Here is a 16,643-nt window from a genome sequence, read left to right as displayed (position 1 = left end):
TTTTATTTAGTTGTTAATATTAATTCTAATTCTTGTTTCCATTTCTTATAAGCAGCTTCGTAAGGTTCTTTGTTATGAAGTGGCAAAAACGTCATTACGTGGTCATTGTCACTAACATTAGCTCCAAACTTGCTGTAATCGCCATCTTTTAAGCCAACCGCTCTTGCTGCACCAACTGCTCCGGTTGTGTTGTAAATTTCAATTTCGTGTCCAATTAAAGTCGCCACAGTATTGGAGAAAATCTCAGAACGGAAAAGATTATCATTTCCGGCTCTAATGACATTAATAGTTGCATTATCTTCTTTTAAGCATTCCATTCCGTAGACAAACGAAAAAGCGATTCCTTCAAGAGAAGCTCTAAACAAATGTGCGCTGTTGTGAATATTTAAGTTGAGGTTTAAGAAATGCGTACCAATTGTTTTGTTGTTGAACATACGTTCAGCGCCATTTCCAAACGGAATCACAACCACTCCTTCTGATCCAATTTCAATATTCGAAGCTTTTTCATTCATTACCTCGTAACTTTCGTTCCCCATATTATTACGAAGCCATCTATATTGAATTCCCGCTCCGTTAATATTTAAAAGTTTACCAACTCTCGGCGTTTCCAATTCGTAGTTTACATGGACAAAATTGTTTACTCTAGTGCTTTTTCCAGAAGACATTTCGCTTACTGCATAAAACACTCCCGAAGTTCCGCCCGTAGCCGCCACTTCTCCTGGATTCAAAACATTTAATGAAAGAGCATTATTAGGCTGATCTCCTGCTCTATACACAATAGGAATTCCAGCTGGAAGTCCAGATTCTGCCGAAGCCTTTTCAGTAACAACGCCTTGATTCGTAAAATTCTCTACAATTTTTGGAGTCATAGACTGATCGATTCCGTAGTAATCCAAAAGCCAGTCGGCTACTTTATTTTCTTTATAATCCCAAAGCATTCCTTCAGACAAACCGTTTTTAGTTGTCGTTACTTCGCCTGTCAGTTTCAAAGCGATGTAATCTCCAGGAAGCATATATTTAGCAATTTTACTATAAAGTTGAGGTTCGTTTTCTTTAACCCATTTTAGTTTTGAAGCTGTGAAATTTCCTGGCGAATTCAATAAATGCGACATACATTTCTCTTCTCCAATTTCGGTGAAAGCCTTATTTCCAATTTCAACGGCACGGCTGTCACACCAGATAATTGAATTTCGCAATGGTTCGCCTTCTTTATCGACAATTACCAATCCGTGCATTTGGTACGAAATACCAACTCCTTGAATTTTAGATGCATCAATATTAGCTTCTTTAATGGCTCTTTTTGTTGCCGTACAAATGTGGTTCCACCAGATTTCAGGATCTTGTTCAGCCCAGTCGGGATGAATCGAAAGGATTTCCATTTCATTCTGAGGCTCGTTCAAAACGATTACTTTTTTACCCGTTTCAGCTTCTACCAAGGCTGCCTTGACAGAAGAACTTCCAATATCATAACCGATATAATACATACTACAATGATTCTCTTATTATTAATTTTGTCGGCACATAACACTTCGTTTCTTCGTCATGCGTAATAAATGCCGCTGCTTTGGTTCCCATTTCTTTAAAATCAGTTGAAACAACCGAAATACCTTTGTATATAAATTTCTTCATCGGGGTTTCGTTGTACGACAAAAAGCCAACGTCTTTTCCCGGTTCAAAATCTTTCTCTTTGCATTGTTCCAAAAAGTGCCCTAAAATCCTGTCGCTTACACTGATATAAGCAATTCCTTTTTCGATATCGAACTTCTTTGGATCTGTAATTACTTCATATTCAAAACCAAAATCGGCACAGAATTTCTTAAAAAATTCAACCGTTTCCCACGGGTGATTTGTAAAATCAGGATATACAAATTGTATATTTTTATACTTTTTAAACAAATCCACAGCCTCTGTCAAAGACTCATAAAATGCTTTTCCAAAATCCTGAAAAACATAATTATTGGCTTTATCTGCCTGAATATTCCAGTCTATCAAAAGCAGTTTATCTTTTGAAATAGCCGACAACACAGAAGCGATTTCTTTGTGATCAAAGTTCATCACCACATATTTATAATACTTCCCGATTCCGTTATTAATGATCGTTTTAAAAACATCAATATTATAATGATGAAACTGCACATCTATAATCACATTATCAGGCAGGTTATTCACAACCGAATGATACAAAACCTCTTTATAAGCCTTAAATGTGTCTAAAACCAAAAGCACTTTTCTGGTTTCACCAGCTACATAATAGCCTTTATTCGGTACAGAATCAATTACTTTTTGGTCTTTCAAAATCGAATACGCTTTAAAAACCGTGTCCCTTGAAAGCTGATACGTTTTACAGATTACATTAACAGAAGGCAACAAATCTCCCTTCTGCAAAATATTCTCTGCAATGGCATTCGTAATCCCATCAACCAACTGCTGGTACTTCGGAATATCACTTTCGTGATTTATTATAAACTCAAATTTTTCTTCTTCTTTTAGCATACCGTTCTGTTCCGTTCTGTTATGCTAAAATAGATAAAATTCTTTTATAAAAAATTGTTTTTTGCATTAATTATGTTAAGTTTTTAAAATCCTATATTTCAATATTTTGGGCGTTTGCCTGTCCCGATAACTATCGGGAGGCTATCCGTTTCAAGTCCTCGCACTTCCTTCGTCAGGCTCCGGGCTTTCCACTGCTATCCTTCACGCAAATCGTTTTCATAAGAACGTTTGCTTAATTTTTGTCATTTCGAGAAACTCCGAAGATTTCATAAGTAACCCCTTAAATAATAATTTTCAATCTTTTCAGAGTTTATCACAAAGATTTCTCGTTCCTCGAAATGACAGACCAGGCGCACTAAACTAACACAACCGATTGTAGTTTTTGTGAAATTTTTTTACACAAAAAATCCTAATCAAATAATCTTCTTATTCCGTACGGGTCAATAGTTACAATAGAGCCGTCTTCCAAATAATCTATTTTAGTAACTTTCATACTTCGCAAGTGCGTTACGCCTTTTGAAAGGCTTGAATCATGATAGAACAGATACCACTGCCCTTCCACTTCGCAAATCGAATGGTGCGATGTCCACCCGATAACCGGATTCAGAATTCTTCCCTGATACGTAAAAGGCCCATACGGACTGTCGCCGATTGCATAGCAGATAAAATGCGTGTCCCCCGTTGAATAGGAGAAATAGTATTTCCCATTGTACTTATGGACCCATGAAGCTTCAAAAAAGCGGCGGTTATTGTCTCCCGCAAGAATCTCATTTCCGTTTTCATCCAAAATCCTGATTTCTTTTGGCTCTTCGGCAAACTCAAGCATATCGTCTCTCAACAAAGCCACAATTGGCCCTAAAGCTTTTTCTTCTGCAAGAGGCTCTTGATTGTTTTCATCGTATCTATTATTTCTGTATTTCTGAAGCTGACCGCCCCAGATTCCGCCAAAATAGATGTAATGCCTGCCGTCTTCATCTTCAAAAACCGCGGGATCTATGCTGTAACTGCCTTTTATGGCATCCTTTTCAGGAACAAAGGGGCCAACAGGCGAATCTGAAATGGCAACGCCAATCTGGAAAATTCCATTGGCGCGTTTGGCAGGGAAATACAGATAATACTTTCCATCTTTATGTGCGGCATCGGGCGCCCACATCTGCTTTTCGGCCCAGGCAACGTCATCCACATGAAGCGCAACCCCATTATCCACAGCTTCCGATGAAATATTCTCCATCGAAAAAACATGGTAATCCTCCATTCCGAAATGGTCGCCATTGTCATTGAACGGAATTCCCGCATCAATGTCATGCGACGGATAAATGTAAATCTTCCCGTTGAATACATGAGCCGAAGGATCGGCCGTATAAATATGGGACACTAAAGGCTTTGAAATCGCCAGATTATTAATTTCTTCAAAATTAATGTGTTCAATGCTATCTTCAGGCATAGTATATTTTTCTTTAAATAATTAACTTCTTCTTTCTTTCAATTCAGCTTCAATCTTCACTTCCATTTTCTTGTTGATCTTGTAAAAAAACAGTAATCCAGCTCCAATTAAAAAAGGGATTGCAGGAAAAATGCTTACCAATAATTTGATTCCATTTATTGCTATTTCTGATTGTTGAGGAGCATTTGGAACGTAGTGAAAATAACCTAAAAATAAGGTTGTCAAAGCGCCTCCAACACTTAATCCTGTTTTCAGCCCAACCATCATAGCAGAGAAAATAATTGCAGTAGCACGACGGTTATTCAACCATTCCGAGTAATCGGCAACATCAGCAATCATAGCCCATAAGATTGGAATTGTAATTCCGTAGAAAAATCCATGCAAAATTTGCGAGAAAAACATCAGTCCGATCGAAGTTGGCGGAAAGAAATAAAAAGCGATAATGAATAAAGTCGAAATGAATAAAAACAATCCAAATACATTTCGCTTCCCATATTTGTCAGCCAAATTTTTAGACAAAGTAATACCAACAATCATAAAGATAATTCCACCCGCATTGAATAGACCAAAGCCTGCAGAAACGGGATCATTTCCAAAATAATTCAATCTTATATTAGTTAAAAAATCTAAAATAGGTTGGATAAAAAGAGCTAGCTGGTCTTTATTTACATAGTTTTCGAAATAATAGACATACGAGCCGCCTTTCATTGCCAGAGTCACAAAAACCAGAGTTGTCAGCGAAAGCATAATTATCCAAGGCCTATTCTTGATTAAATCGCTTAAATCCTCTTTGACACTTGACTTTTGCTCAGGCTTTGGAATGATTCTTTCTTTTGTAGTCAAGAATGTAATTAAAAGCATAATCGTTCCGATAATTGCCAAAGCGGTCATTACTTTTTCAATTCCAACTGCTTTATCACCGTTTCCTGCACTTTTGATAATGCCAAGCATAAAAACCTGAACAAAAAATTGTGCAAACATCACTGCCACAAAGCGATATGACGACATACTATTTCTTTCGCCCATATCGCCAGTAATAACACCACTTAAAGCAGAATACGGCAGATTGTTTCCTGCATAAAAAAGCAACAATAAGGTATAGGTTACAACGGCATAAATTACTTTCCCTTTATAAGAGAAATCGGGAGTTGAAAATGCTAACAATGCCACGATTCCAAGCGGAATTGCGGTCAATAAAATCCAAGGTCTGAATTTCCCCCATTTGGTACTTGTTCGGTCTGCCAAAACCCCAATGATCGGATTAAAAATAAAAGCCGCAATTAAACCAACGATCAGCATAATGATGGAAGAATCGGTTGGCGATAAGCCATAAATATCGGTATAGAAATACGCCAGATAGGTCATCAAAGTTTGAAAAACCAAATTGGCAGCCAAGTCTCCTAAGCTATACCCAATTTTTTCTTTAATGGATAGTTTTTGTGAAATGTTGGTCATTCGTGGGTTTGTGGTCATTTTGGATAGTTAGTTAGTTTCTTTTTTTTTGTCATTTCGACGAAGGAGAAATCACACGCGGGATTCGACAAAGATTGACGACATTCTGTGCGGAGTTTCTATTTTGATTTCTCCTTCGTCGAAATGACGAGGTTGCGTTGAATTATAATTAAAACAATCGGTTGTGTAAAATTAGACAAAAAAACATATTATACAAATTTAGTTTACTTTATTCAAGTTATTTTTCAATTCACAACCGATTGTTGATTAATTTATCAATCTTGAACTGTTTTGACTGCTTATTCTTTAGTTTCTTTCAATTTTAAAATACTATCGTAAGCAGGTTTATGCTTTAATTGTTTATCAAATGGCAACGGATAATTTGTTCTTCCTTTTATTGGCCAATCGTTTAACCAAGATTGTCCATCGTGAACACCCCAAAAAGTCACTCTGCTTATTTTGTCTTTATGCTTTAAAAATAGCTTAAAAATCGACGCATAACGTTCTGAAAGTTTATTTTGAATGGAATCTGGCAACGCTTTTGGATAAGGATTCATTTTTTTGCTTCCTTCAAAATTCTGATTTACATCTGCTCCTTTTAAATCCCACGGATTTGGCAAAACTGTAATATCTAATTCTGTGAAAGCCACCTTAAGTCCTAAAGCTGAATATTCTAATATGCTTTTTTCAATCTCCTCCAATGATGGGCTTTCCAATCTCCAATGCCCTTGAATTCCCACTCCATCTACTTTTCCGCCTTCAGCTTTGATTTTCTTGATTAAAGCAATTGCTCCAGCTCTTTTTGCTGGTTCTTCGATATTATAATCGTTGTAATATAAATCTACTTTTGGATCAGCTTTTTCTGCTAGTTTAAAAGCATCAACCAGATACTTTTCACCCAGTGTATTCAAAAAAACCGATTTTCGTAAAGTTCCGTCTTCGTTTAAAGCTTCGTTTACAACATCCCACGAATTGATTCTGCCTTTGTATTTTGAAACAATTGTTGTGATATGATCTTCCATAAAAGCTTTCATTTCAGTGCTGTCTGCGATTTTTTCCATCCAGGGTGCTAACTGACTGTGCCATATCAAAGTATGTCCGTGAATAAACATTTTATTTTTCTCTCCATACGCCACAAATTTATCTGCTAAAGTAAAATCATATTTATCTTTCTGCGGATGCGTGTACATCGATTTCATGATGTTTTCTGCTGTAATTGCATTAAATTCTGTTCGGATTAATGAATCAACTTTTACATCTTTTTCTTCAATTTGATCTGCGCTCAAAGCAGTTCCGATATAAAAATCGTTTTTATACGAATCTTTTAAGCTTAACGTTTCCTTGTTAGAAGAACAATTTACAAAAAACACGGTGCTGATTGCGAGCAAATAAGGGTTAATAAATTTCATATATTTTGGTTAATAGTTAATACTTATTTTTTGTTCCTCAGAATGACAAACTAAACATGTTCCTTGTCTCTACACAGACCTGACAGGTCTAGAAAAAGTATTTACAAATTCAGCTTATACCCAATTCCCATTTCTAAACCTCTTAATTCAGCAAGCCCTTTTAGTCTCCCTGTCAAGGAATAACCCGGATAAGTTTCTGTTTTTTCATCAACTTTGTGAAGAAAACCATGATCTGGGCGCATTGGAAGGCTTGTTTTTCTTTCGTTCATTAATAACAATAATTTCTCAACGATAACTTCCATTTTGACGCTTCCGTTTAAATGCTCAGATTCTCTAAAAATGGTTTCGCTTTCGCGGATAGTATTTCTCAGATGTAAAAAATGAATTCGATCTCCAAAATCATCTATTATTTTTTCAAGATTATTTTTTGGATCTGCACTCAACGAACCTGTGCAATAACATAAACCATTGGCTTTTGAAGGAACAGCTCCAAAAATAGCTTTCAAATCGGCTTCTGTTGAAACAATTCTTGGAAGACCTAAAACCGAAAACGGCGGATCATCTGGATGAATGGCTAATTTCTGTCCATTTTTTTCCGCAATCGGTGTTACTTCCGATAAAAAACAGATGAGGTTTTCTCTTAACTTTTGATTGTCGATTTCAGCATAATTTTCTAACAGAGATAAAATCTGTTCTGCTGTAAAATTGATTTTGCTTCCTGGTAATCCCAACAAAACATTTTTAAACAATAATGCTTTTTCATCATTCGATAATTGATTTCCAAATTGGAATGCTTTTTCTTTTTCATCGTCTGAATAATCGTGTTCTGCATTCGGTCTTTTCAAAAGAAACACATCAAAATAAGTAAATGCATCCCGATTGTACAGTAAAGCCCTGCTTCCATCCTCATTCATAAAATTATGATGGGTTCTTACCCAGTCCAGAATCGGCATAAAATTGTAGGTTATAATTTTGATGCCACACTCCGCCAAATTTTGCAAACTGATTTTATAGTTTTCGATGTATTGCAAATAGTTTCCAGAAGCCCGTTTTATTTCTTCATGAACAGGAAGACTTTCCACAACCGTCCATTCCAAACCTTCATTTCTAACCATCTGCTGTCTTTCCTGAATCTCTTCAACTGTCCAAACATCTCCAACAGGGATTTGGTGCAAAGCGGTTACAATTCCTGTTGCTCCAGCTTGTCGAATATCAATCAGCTTAACATTATCATTTGGTCCGAACCATCTCATGGTTTGCTGCATTTTTATCATACTTAACTTTTGTAAAAATTAATTAAACACATAGAAACATAGATTTATATTAACTCGAAAAAAAACTTACAAAAGAAACTAGTTCCTAACTGCGTTAATGTAAGTGAAATGCCTTTTTAGACAAAGAAGAACTATGTTTCTATGTGTTTAAAATATTTAAAAATTAGAACCCAATACTATTTCCGCCATCAACTGGCAAAACAGTTCCTGTTGTATATTTTGATTCACTTAAAGCGAAATAATAAACCGCATCTGCAATATCTGATGGTTCTCCTAAATAACCCATTGGTGTTCTTCCTAATACTTTATTTTTTCTTTCTGGATCATTATCAAGTGCTGTCGAAGACATTTTAGTTTTAATGAATCCTGGAGCAATGCAATTCGCACGAATACCAAACTGAGCTAACTCAACAGCCATTGCGCGTGTCATTGCTTCGATAGCACCTTTACTTGACGAGTACGCAATTACTTTTGGAATTCCGTATTGCGATGCCATTGAACTGATGTTAACAATACTTCCGCCTCCATTTGCTTTCATATTTTTTATCACTTCTCTGCTTACTGCAAAAACACTTAGCAAATTGGTATGAATTATGGAAAGAAAATCCTCATCAGTTACATCTGGAATTTCTTTTTTCATGTTGATTCCAGCATTGTTTACCAAAATATCAATTGAATTTTCTTTTGTGATACTCTCGATCATCTCTGGAATTCCCGCTAGATTATTTAAATCGAAAATTACTGGAATAGCATTTTCTCCAATCTCTCTGCAGGCATCTTCTGTTTTGTCTTTTGATCTTCCGATTATATAAGTTGTGATTCCGTTGTCACAAAGTTTTTTTGCCGTTGCAAAACCTAATCCCGAATTTCCTCCGGTTACAATTGCTGTTTTCTTGCTCATAATTTTTATACTATATTTTTTTGGACGCGGATGATGCGGATTCGCTATCACTAAATCACTGATTTACACGGTTTTTTCTCAATTTAATTTAAAAAATCCGCCTTTTTTCCGTGTCTTTGCGATAGCAAATCCGTTTTATCCGCGTTACAATTACTCAATTTATTAGCCATTTCCAGGTGCAAATGGGAATTGTAATGATTTAAAATACTCTAAAGTTTGCGTTGGTTTTTCTACACCCATCGGAAGTTCTTTTCCTGAAAACTGCTGGAAATATAGCAAACAGGCATCGCGCCACCATTTTGCTTCTTTGTACTGAATTTTCAGCAACATTTCAACTTCATTAAAACGTTCGCTGTCAATATAGTTTTCAGTTTTCTTCCAAACATTCTGCATTGCTACTACCTGATTTACACCTTCCTGATATTTCAATGCCATACTGTTCCAAAGTGTCTCACCATTTTTCAGTTTATAATCCCATGAGAGGTGATGAAACCATAAAAGATCTTTTTCGGGACAAGTTTCTAGATTATCAAAAAGATTTGCTACTTCTGACGCGTACTGCGAAACTGCATTTGTTCCCGATTTCGATCGGTCAAAACCAATTCCGTTTTTATCAGCTTTATGATAATAAGTCGGATTCCATTCTGGCCTTGACAAATTGGATACCCAAGGTCCTGGTCCGTAATGATGTCCCGTATCCATGATGTGATGCAAACCAAGCGGTGTCATATAATTGACAACTGCCTCACGAGATTCAATCATTATATTTTTTACAGGTTTGATGAAATTTTCATCATTAGAAAAAGTGCATCTCAACCATTCATCAGCAATGGTTTCGGAATCTAAATACGGATTCCATGCCAGCCTCCCGAAACCGTACCAATTGGTCTGTGCAAAAGGATGTCCCGTCCAGTTTAAATCATTACCAATATTGGCTACACCTGCAATTCCTGTTAGTTTATTTTGGTTCAAAGTTCCGTCAACCACTTTAGCAACAGTTGAACCTTTTCCTTTTTGATAAGTATCGGATTCCAGAACTTCCTGAAACATTTTAGGCAAGAAAACCAAATGCGTGCTGAAACCTAAATATTCCTGCGTGATTTGAAACTCCATCATTAAAGGCGTTTTTTGCATTGCACCAAATAATGGATGAAATGGTTCTCTGGGCTGAAAATCGATTGCTCCGTTTTTTACCTGAACGATTACATTTCCTTTGAATTTTCCGTCATACGGCTGAAATTCGGTGTAAGCCTGCTTAGCTCTATCATTCGCATCATGTTCTGAATAAACAAAAGCTCTCCACATAACGATTCCGCCAAAAGGTGCGACGGCATCGGCCAGCATATTTGCTCCATCAACATGATCTCTTCCATAATTTTGTGGTCCTGGTTGGCCTTCTGAATTGGCTTTTACCAAAAACCCACCAAAATCTGGGATTCGTTTATAAATTTCAGCTGATTTATTTTTCCACCAATTAATGACTTCTGGGTCTTTTGGATCGGCAGTTTTTAAGTTTCCTATTTCGATTGGTGCTGAAAATCTAGCAGTTAAATACACTTTTATTCCGTAAGGTCTAAAAACATTCGCTAAAGCCTCAACTTTTTCTAAATATTGCTGAGTAAGAATTAAAGCGTTTGCATTTACATTGGTTAAAACCGTTCCGTTGATTCCGATTGAAGCATTTGCTCTCGCATAATCTATATAACGCTGGTCGATAAAATCAGGCAATTTCTGCCAATTCCAAAGTGAAAATCCAGCATAACCACGTTCAACAGTTCTGTCTAGATTATCCCAATGATTGAGAATTCTGATATTCGTTTTTGGAGAATCAGCAATATTTAAATTTTTAATGGACGTATTAGTCTGTAATATTCTTAGGAAATTAAAAACTCCGTATAAAACAGCAACATCATTTTTTCCAGTAATAACGATTTGCTTTTTATTTTTAAGAGAAATGGTTTTAATGATAAAACCCTCAATATTGATTTTATCAAAATCAGATTTTAGTTCGTTTTTGATTTCAGTACTTAAATTAAATTGCGAACCAGCAATAATATTATTTTCTCCTTCTATAGTTTGTCTTATTTCAGGGATATTTCCCAACATATTCAAAAATCCTTCTTTGAGTTCTCTTTCTGCAATTTTTATGGTTTCGGAATTTCCTAAAACCACAATTCCTTTAAGATTGTTTTGGTATTCTGAAACTATTGTAGAATTAGCCACTTTATTATACTGAAGCCACAATTTATAATCCTTTTGAGCCGAAGCTGAATAGGAAATCAAAAAAAGTAGGATAACAAATCTTAATAAACTCATGGGCGCTTAATTTATTCTTTACAATCTCATTCTGAAAGAATCAATATTTCACTTAGAAATAAAAGCATTTTATAAAATTTTAATTTAAAAAATGAATTATTCGAAACAGAACAACAATTGCAATCGGTTGTGTAAAAATATAAGATTGTTATTTAAGAAAGAAATTTTAGCAGTCTTTTTTTCAAAAAAATAATTTATATAACAAATAAAAGCAGGATAATTATAAAAACTATCCTGCTCTATCATATGTTATTTTTAAAAAAAGATTTATTTCTGGGTAGATTCCCTTGCAAGTACTTCTGTATTCAAAAAAGTAATTTCTTTTGCATCATCATTTTTAGATGATTTCAAATTCTTAATAATAATTTCAGCTGCCGCTTTTCCCATTTTTTCAGCTGGATGTGTAATAGTTGATAAATTCGGATCTATAATTTGTGAAATCGGGTCATTATTAAAGCCAATTACTTTAAATTCTTCGGGTACTTTAATCCCTCGCTTTTTAGCAGTCTGCACGGCACTTACAGCCAAAATATCTCCTGGTGCAAATAATCCGTCTGGAATTGGCTTTAAATCAAATAAATGATTGCTAGCTTTTACACCATCTTCATAAGTAACTGAATTTAAATTGATAATCAATTCTTCTTCAACTTCTATATTGTGATCTTTTAAGGCTTCTATATAACCTCTTTTTCTTTCGTTGTACAAATTCCCTAATTCTGAACCAGCAGTAAAATGTGCAATACGAATACAGCCTTGCTCAATAAGATGCTTAGTAGCTTTGTAACCTGCTGTATAATTGTCAATTACAACTCTAAAAGTATTATATCCTTTTGGAACTCTATCGACAAAAACTAATGGGATATTATTGTTTGAAAACTGATTAAAATGTGCCGTATCTCTGGTTTCCATGGCTAGCGAACATATTACGCCACTCACACGATTAGAATACAAAGATTTAGCCATATTTACTTCCTCTTCATACGAGTCATGCGATTGCATAATAATTACGGTATAATCCGATTTTTGAGCCGTGATTTCAATTCCGCTTATTAAAGAAGATAAAAAGGGCTGTGTAACAGTAGGAATCAAAACACCGATTGTTCTGGTTTTGTTTCCACGTAAACCTGCAGCTAAAGTATTCGGAACAAATCCCATTTCTTCAGCGGTCTTTTTCACTTTTTTAATCGTCTTATCACTTATCGTATGATGATCTTTTAAAGCTCGTGAAATCGTAGATGTTGCCAGATTAAGTCTCTCGGCAATATCGTAAATCGTTACATGTTTATTTTCTTCCATAAAATGACTGATAGAAGATGTAAATATAAACTATTTTCTCTCACGTTTATATTCTAAAGAATTAGTCACAAATTAAAATGCCCTGATTTATTTTCAGTTTGAAATATAAATCAGGATACTAAAAATTGATTACATATATTAATTTCCCTTTTTGTCTTTTAAAATTTTACCGTCTTTGGTAAATTCTAAATCAATTTTATTTGTTAAATCTACATCAAGGTCTTTGTGCCCATAGTCGATGTGCGTTATTTTTTCGTTTGGATAATTTTGGGCAACATAAGCTTTTATATTAGCTGGAATAAAATCGGTCGGAATTGGATTGTCGCCACCGTCAACTTCACGGTACGAACCATCTTTCCAGAATTCTACTTCTGTACCATCTTTTAACTTAACTTCATATCCTTTTTCCCCATGCTCTGCGTCTTTTTTAGCAAGTTCGACAGTTGTATGACTAAAATATTTCTTTAAAAAATCTTGTGCCGGTTTTGGCAATTCTGTCACTTCTATTTTCTTTTGTGCCTGGCCCGAGACCATTAGCATTAAAAATCCTATGATTAAAAATATTTTCTTTTTCATGATCCATTCATTTAAATATAGTCTCACTAATTTACTGTGAGAAAATTTAGATTCAAATCAATTTAAGAAACATTTAGTTTTTTTAAAAGCAGTAATCAATTCATTTTCAAAGAATTCAATACAATTTTAATTATTTTGAATTTCACATCTTTGTCTAAAAAATTTATTTTTTCAGCAACTATTTTAAACTTATTTGTAGTACTTTTACTTACCAGTCAAGGAATACTTTAGTAAAGCCCAAGTTTACAAAACTTTAAAATTTATCCTAATTCTATTTAAAATACAAACCAAGAATGTATGGCAATCTGGTTAAGAAGGTTTTACCTCATAATCTTCATCTTTTTATCTTTCAATCTAAAGGCTCAGGTTGAAAATAAAAAGAAAACTGTTGCTGTCAAAAAGTCTTCCACGAGCCAACAAAACAACAAAATTCTGAGTCTTTATGATTTGTACAACAAAGGGGAAGAAAAAAAAGCTTATAAAAAAGCACATTCCCTTTTAAAGTCAAAAATAGATAATCGGTCAATTGCGAGTACAAATCTACTCCTCGCCTATTATTTCAATAAAAGAGCCATAATAGATTCTTCTATCTATTACACAAATCAGGCATTTAAATATAATACAACTTCAAATGACTCTTTAAAAAATAGGCTGTTCTCATTAGGATACAACCTATTAGCCATCAATTATAATAAGAAGGGGTTATTTAACGAAAGTAAAAAATGGCATCTAAAAGGCATCGAAGCTTCTCAAAAATATCACGAAAAAAACCTTTATTATACTCATACACATGGTTTAGCACAGACATATACAGAACTTGGCGATTATCAAAATGCTCTAAATCTATTTAAGGAATGTCTTGAATATAAAGATGATGCAGAAATAACTTTGGGAAGTTACATCAATATTGGCGACCTCTATTCAAGGCTAAAAGATTACGATAATGCTAATTTTTATTATAAAAAAGGAAAAGCACTCTCAGAAAAAACCAATAACTTTCAGGGAAAAGTTATTATTTTATTAGGTTTAGGCGAAAATTATCAGTTGCAAAGCAAATATCAAGAAGCTTTAAAAATGTATCAAGATGCACTTTTTATTGCCGACGAAAACGAGCTAAACCAATTGGCAATTATCTCAAGAAGTACTATTGGCGACTGCTACACTTCTCAAAAAAAATACAATGAGGCAAAATTATTTTTTTCTGAAGCTCTTCAGAAATCAGCAGATTTTGGCTTGCTTCAAAATCAAATAGATATTTGTGACGAGTTACGCAAAATTGCCCTCAAACAAGACGACTATAAAAATGCTTATTTGTTTTTTGAAAAATCAACTCATCTAAAAGATTCTATATCCAAAATGGAGAGAATTAAGGAGATTCATGAATTTGAAATCAAATTTAAGACTGCGCAAAAACAAAAAGAAATTGAAGGCTTGAGATTTGAAAATGAGACAAAAAAATTAATCTTGTTGAGCCAAGAAGACGCAATTAAAAATATGATTCTTCAAGATGAAATTTCAAAGAAAAACAATGAAAATACCATTCTAGCTTATCAGAATTCATCAAATAAAAAACGTAATGAAATCTCTCTTTTAAAGAAAGAACAGCAATTAAAAACATTGGAAATTAATCAGGAAAAGAAAATCCGAATGTTTACCATAGTTGCTCTTCTAATATTTTTAATTCCAATACTCGGCCTTCTATTTCAGTTTTATAAACGATATAAAGTACAACATTTACTCAATATTAAGCAAGCTGAAATTAGCACTCAAAAATTAAACAGCATTTTAAAGGAACAAGAATTAGAATTAATTAGGGCTGAAATTAGCGGACAGGATAAGGAAAGGCAGCGAATTTCACAAGAACTTCATGATAGTATTGGCGGTAATTTGGCGGCAATAAAATTACAGGTAAATCACTTAAATTCTTCTAATTTTTCGAATATTCAAAAAATAAGCCAGCAATTAGACGAAACGTACCAACAGGTTCGAAATTTATCTCATACCTTACTCCCAAAAAAGTTTAACCAGAATAATTTTTTGGAAGCATTAAAATCATATCTTAAAAATATCGGTGAAGCAAGCAGAATCAAAATTTCGTGTATACCATATCCGAAAAAAGGAATCAATGAACTGGACGAAAATATTCAGATCGAAATTTTTAAGATCATACAGGAACTTTTAACTAACACTATCAAACATGCCAAAGCTTCTGAAATAGAAATTCAATTGAACTATATTGGAAATATATTAAACCTATTATTTGAAGATAATGGAGTTGGCTTTGAAACCGAAAATATTTCAAGAGGAATTGGATTTATCAATATGGAGAACCGGATTAACAAACTAAACGGCACATTTGTAATTGATTCTAAACTAAAGCGAGGCACAATCTTTAATATCGAAATTCCAATATTACAGCAAAAATTAAAATCTCACATTAAAGGTATTGATCTAAAAAATCAGCTTAACGAACTAAAAAACAATTAATCTTTTATTGAATGAATAAAATTAACCTTCTTATAGCCGATGATCATACAATGTTTCTTCAGGGACTTATTTCTTTATTAGAACAAGAACCCAACATATGTATTGCTGGAAAAGCTGAAAACGGAATTGAAGCATTAGATATCGTTAAAAAAGGCAATATCGATTTTATTATTCTTGATGTTAGCATGCCAATAATGGACGGGATTGAATTAAGCAAGATTCTTAAAAAACAATATCCGCATATTAAAATTCTGATTGTAAGCACCCACAGCAATGTGATGATTATCTCTAAGCTAATAAGAATTGGCGTAAATGGCTATTTATTAAAAAATGCCTCAAAAGAAGAGCTTTTAAGCGCAATTAATGCAATTGCATTGGGCAAAGACTATTTCGCAGAAGAATTAGAAGAAAAACATCTTACGAGTAGCTCGCGAATTGAAAAACAAGCCTCTAATCTGACAGAACTAAGCACAAGGGAAAAAGAAATTCTTGTATTGATTGTCCAAGAATACAATACTGCTGAAATTGCCGAAAAAACTTTTATAAGCTTAAATACAGTAAATACACATCGTCGGAATTTGTTATCAAAATTGAATGCAAAAAACACAGCAGGTTTAGTAAAATATGCAGTAGAAAATGGTTTAGTAGACTAAACAATCTAATTTTAATTATTACTAAGCCCGAATAATATAGTAAAGCTCCCCAATGCCACACTAGTTATTCGAGCAAGTAATAAGATCATGATATCTAAAATAAAAAAGTATTATTCTTTAATAGCTGTCAAAACTAAAACTATCTGCATTATAACTTTATTTCAAAGCTAATACTCTATTTTTTCTTTCGCATCACTATAAATAGTGATTTTGTAATTTTAACTAGACTTTTTTTTTGTCAATAATCACAATATTTACAACAACTTCCTATTACCTAAACAAAAGAGCTATTCATTTTTCATACAAGAATTATAATCATTCTTTACTCTGTCTTTTACAAAA

Annotated in this window: 12 protein-coding genes; 2 read left to right on the top strand and 10 right to left on the bottom strand. The window is 34.0% G+C overall.

The window, feature by feature from the left end; translation table 11 throughout:
• Nucleotides 1-2 precede the first annotated feature (2 nt).
• The 10 genes from PQ463_RS23135 to PQ463_RS23090 all read right to left on the bottom strand — a co-directional run bounded on the left by PQ463_RS23135 (nucleotide 3) and on the right by PQ463_RS23090 (nucleotide 13,161).
• Nucleotides 3-1,484, bottom strand: coding sequence for a xylulokinase (locus PQ463_RS23135; RefSeq protein ID WP_274255675.1), 1,482 nt, complete (start codon nucleotides 1,482-1,484; stop codon nucleotides 3-5).
• Nucleotide 1,485: 1 nt separating this feature from the next.
• Nucleotides 1,486-2,493 (bottom strand): GntR family transcriptional regulator, encoded by a 1,008-nt coding sequence (locus PQ463_RS23130; protein WP_274255674.1) that lies wholly within the window; start codon nucleotides 2,491-2,493, stop codon nucleotides 1,486-1,488.
• A 409-nt stretch (nucleotides 2,494-2,902) separates the two neighbouring features.
• A complete protein-coding gene (locus PQ463_RS23125; RefSeq protein ID WP_274255673.1) occupies nucleotides 2,903-3,937 on the bottom strand; it encodes a glycoside hydrolase family 43 protein in 1,035 nt (344 codons plus the stop codon).
• 21 nt (nucleotides 3,938-3,958) lie between these two features.
• Nucleotides 3,959-5,392, bottom strand: a complete 1,434-nt coding sequence (locus tag PQ463_RS23120) for an MFS transporter (protein ID WP_274255672.1) — start codon at nucleotides 5,390-5,392, stop codon at nucleotides 3,959-3,961.
• Between the two features lie 296 nt (nucleotides 5,393-5,688).
• On the bottom strand, nucleotides 5,689-6,798 hold the full coding sequence (locus PQ463_RS23115) for an endo-1,4-beta-xylanase (RefSeq protein WP_274255671.1): 1,110 nt from the start codon (nucleotides 6,796-6,798) through the stop codon (nucleotides 5,689-5,691).
• Nucleotides 6,799-6,899: 101 nt separating this feature from the next.
• On the bottom strand, nucleotides 6,900-8,063 hold the full coding sequence (uxuA, locus tag PQ463_RS23110; protein ID WP_274257995.1) for a mannonate dehydratase: 1,164 nt from the start codon (nucleotides 8,061-8,063) through the stop codon (nucleotides 6,900-6,902).
• A 172-nt stretch (nucleotides 8,064-8,235) separates the two neighbouring features.
• Complete coding sequence (locus PQ463_RS23105) at nucleotides 8,236-8,973, bottom strand: SDR family NAD(P)-dependent oxidoreductase (RefSeq protein ID WP_274255670.1); 738 nt, start codon at nucleotides 8,971-8,973, stop codon at nucleotides 8,236-8,238.
• A 162-nt stretch (nucleotides 8,974-9,135) separates the two neighbouring features.
• On the bottom strand, nucleotides 9,136-11,289 hold the full coding sequence (locus tag PQ463_RS23100; RefSeq protein WP_274255669.1) for an alpha-glucuronidase family glycosyl hydrolase: 2,154 nt from the start codon (nucleotides 11,287-11,289) through the stop codon (nucleotides 9,136-9,138).
• A 267-nt stretch (nucleotides 11,290-11,556) separates the two neighbouring features.
• Nucleotides 11,557-12,585, bottom strand: coding sequence for a LacI family DNA-binding transcriptional regulator (locus tag PQ463_RS23095; protein WP_274255668.1), 1,029 nt, complete (start codon nucleotides 12,583-12,585; stop codon nucleotides 11,557-11,559).
• A gap of 138 nt (nucleotides 12,586-12,723) precedes the next feature.
• On the bottom strand, nucleotides 12,724-13,161 hold the full coding sequence (locus PQ463_RS23090; protein WP_274255667.1) for a PepSY-like domain-containing protein: 438 nt from the start codon (nucleotides 13,159-13,161) through the stop codon (nucleotides 12,724-12,726).
• A 297-nt stretch (nucleotides 13,162-13,458) separates the two neighbouring features.
• Here PQ463_RS23090 and PQ463_RS23085 point away from each other — a divergent pair, with 297 nt between their 5' ends.
• Together PQ463_RS23085 and PQ463_RS23080 are read left to right on the top strand one after the other, a co-directional pair.
• Nucleotides 13,459-15,648 carry a tetratricopeptide repeat-containing sensor histidine kinase gene (locus PQ463_RS23085; protein WP_274255666.1) on the top strand — a complete coding sequence of 730 codons (2,190 nt, stop codon included), beginning with the start codon at nucleotides 13,459-13,461 and terminating at the stop codon, nucleotides 15,646-15,648.
• Between the two features lie 11 nt (nucleotides 15,649-15,659).
• Entirely contained in the window at nucleotides 15,660-16,301 is a 642-nt protein-coding gene (locus tag PQ463_RS23080) for a response regulator (protein ID WP_274255665.1), read from the top strand.
• The last annotated feature ends 342 nt before the right edge of the window (nucleotides 16,302-16,643 follow it).

Source organism: Flavobacterium sp. KACC 22763 (assembly GCF_028736155.1).
Classification (GTDB): Bacteria; Bacteroidota; Bacteroidia; order Flavobacteriales; family Flavobacteriaceae; genus Flavobacterium.
The sequence above is the reverse complement of the archived record's forward strand: the minus strand, read 5'-3'. Positions and strand labels throughout refer to the sequence as shown.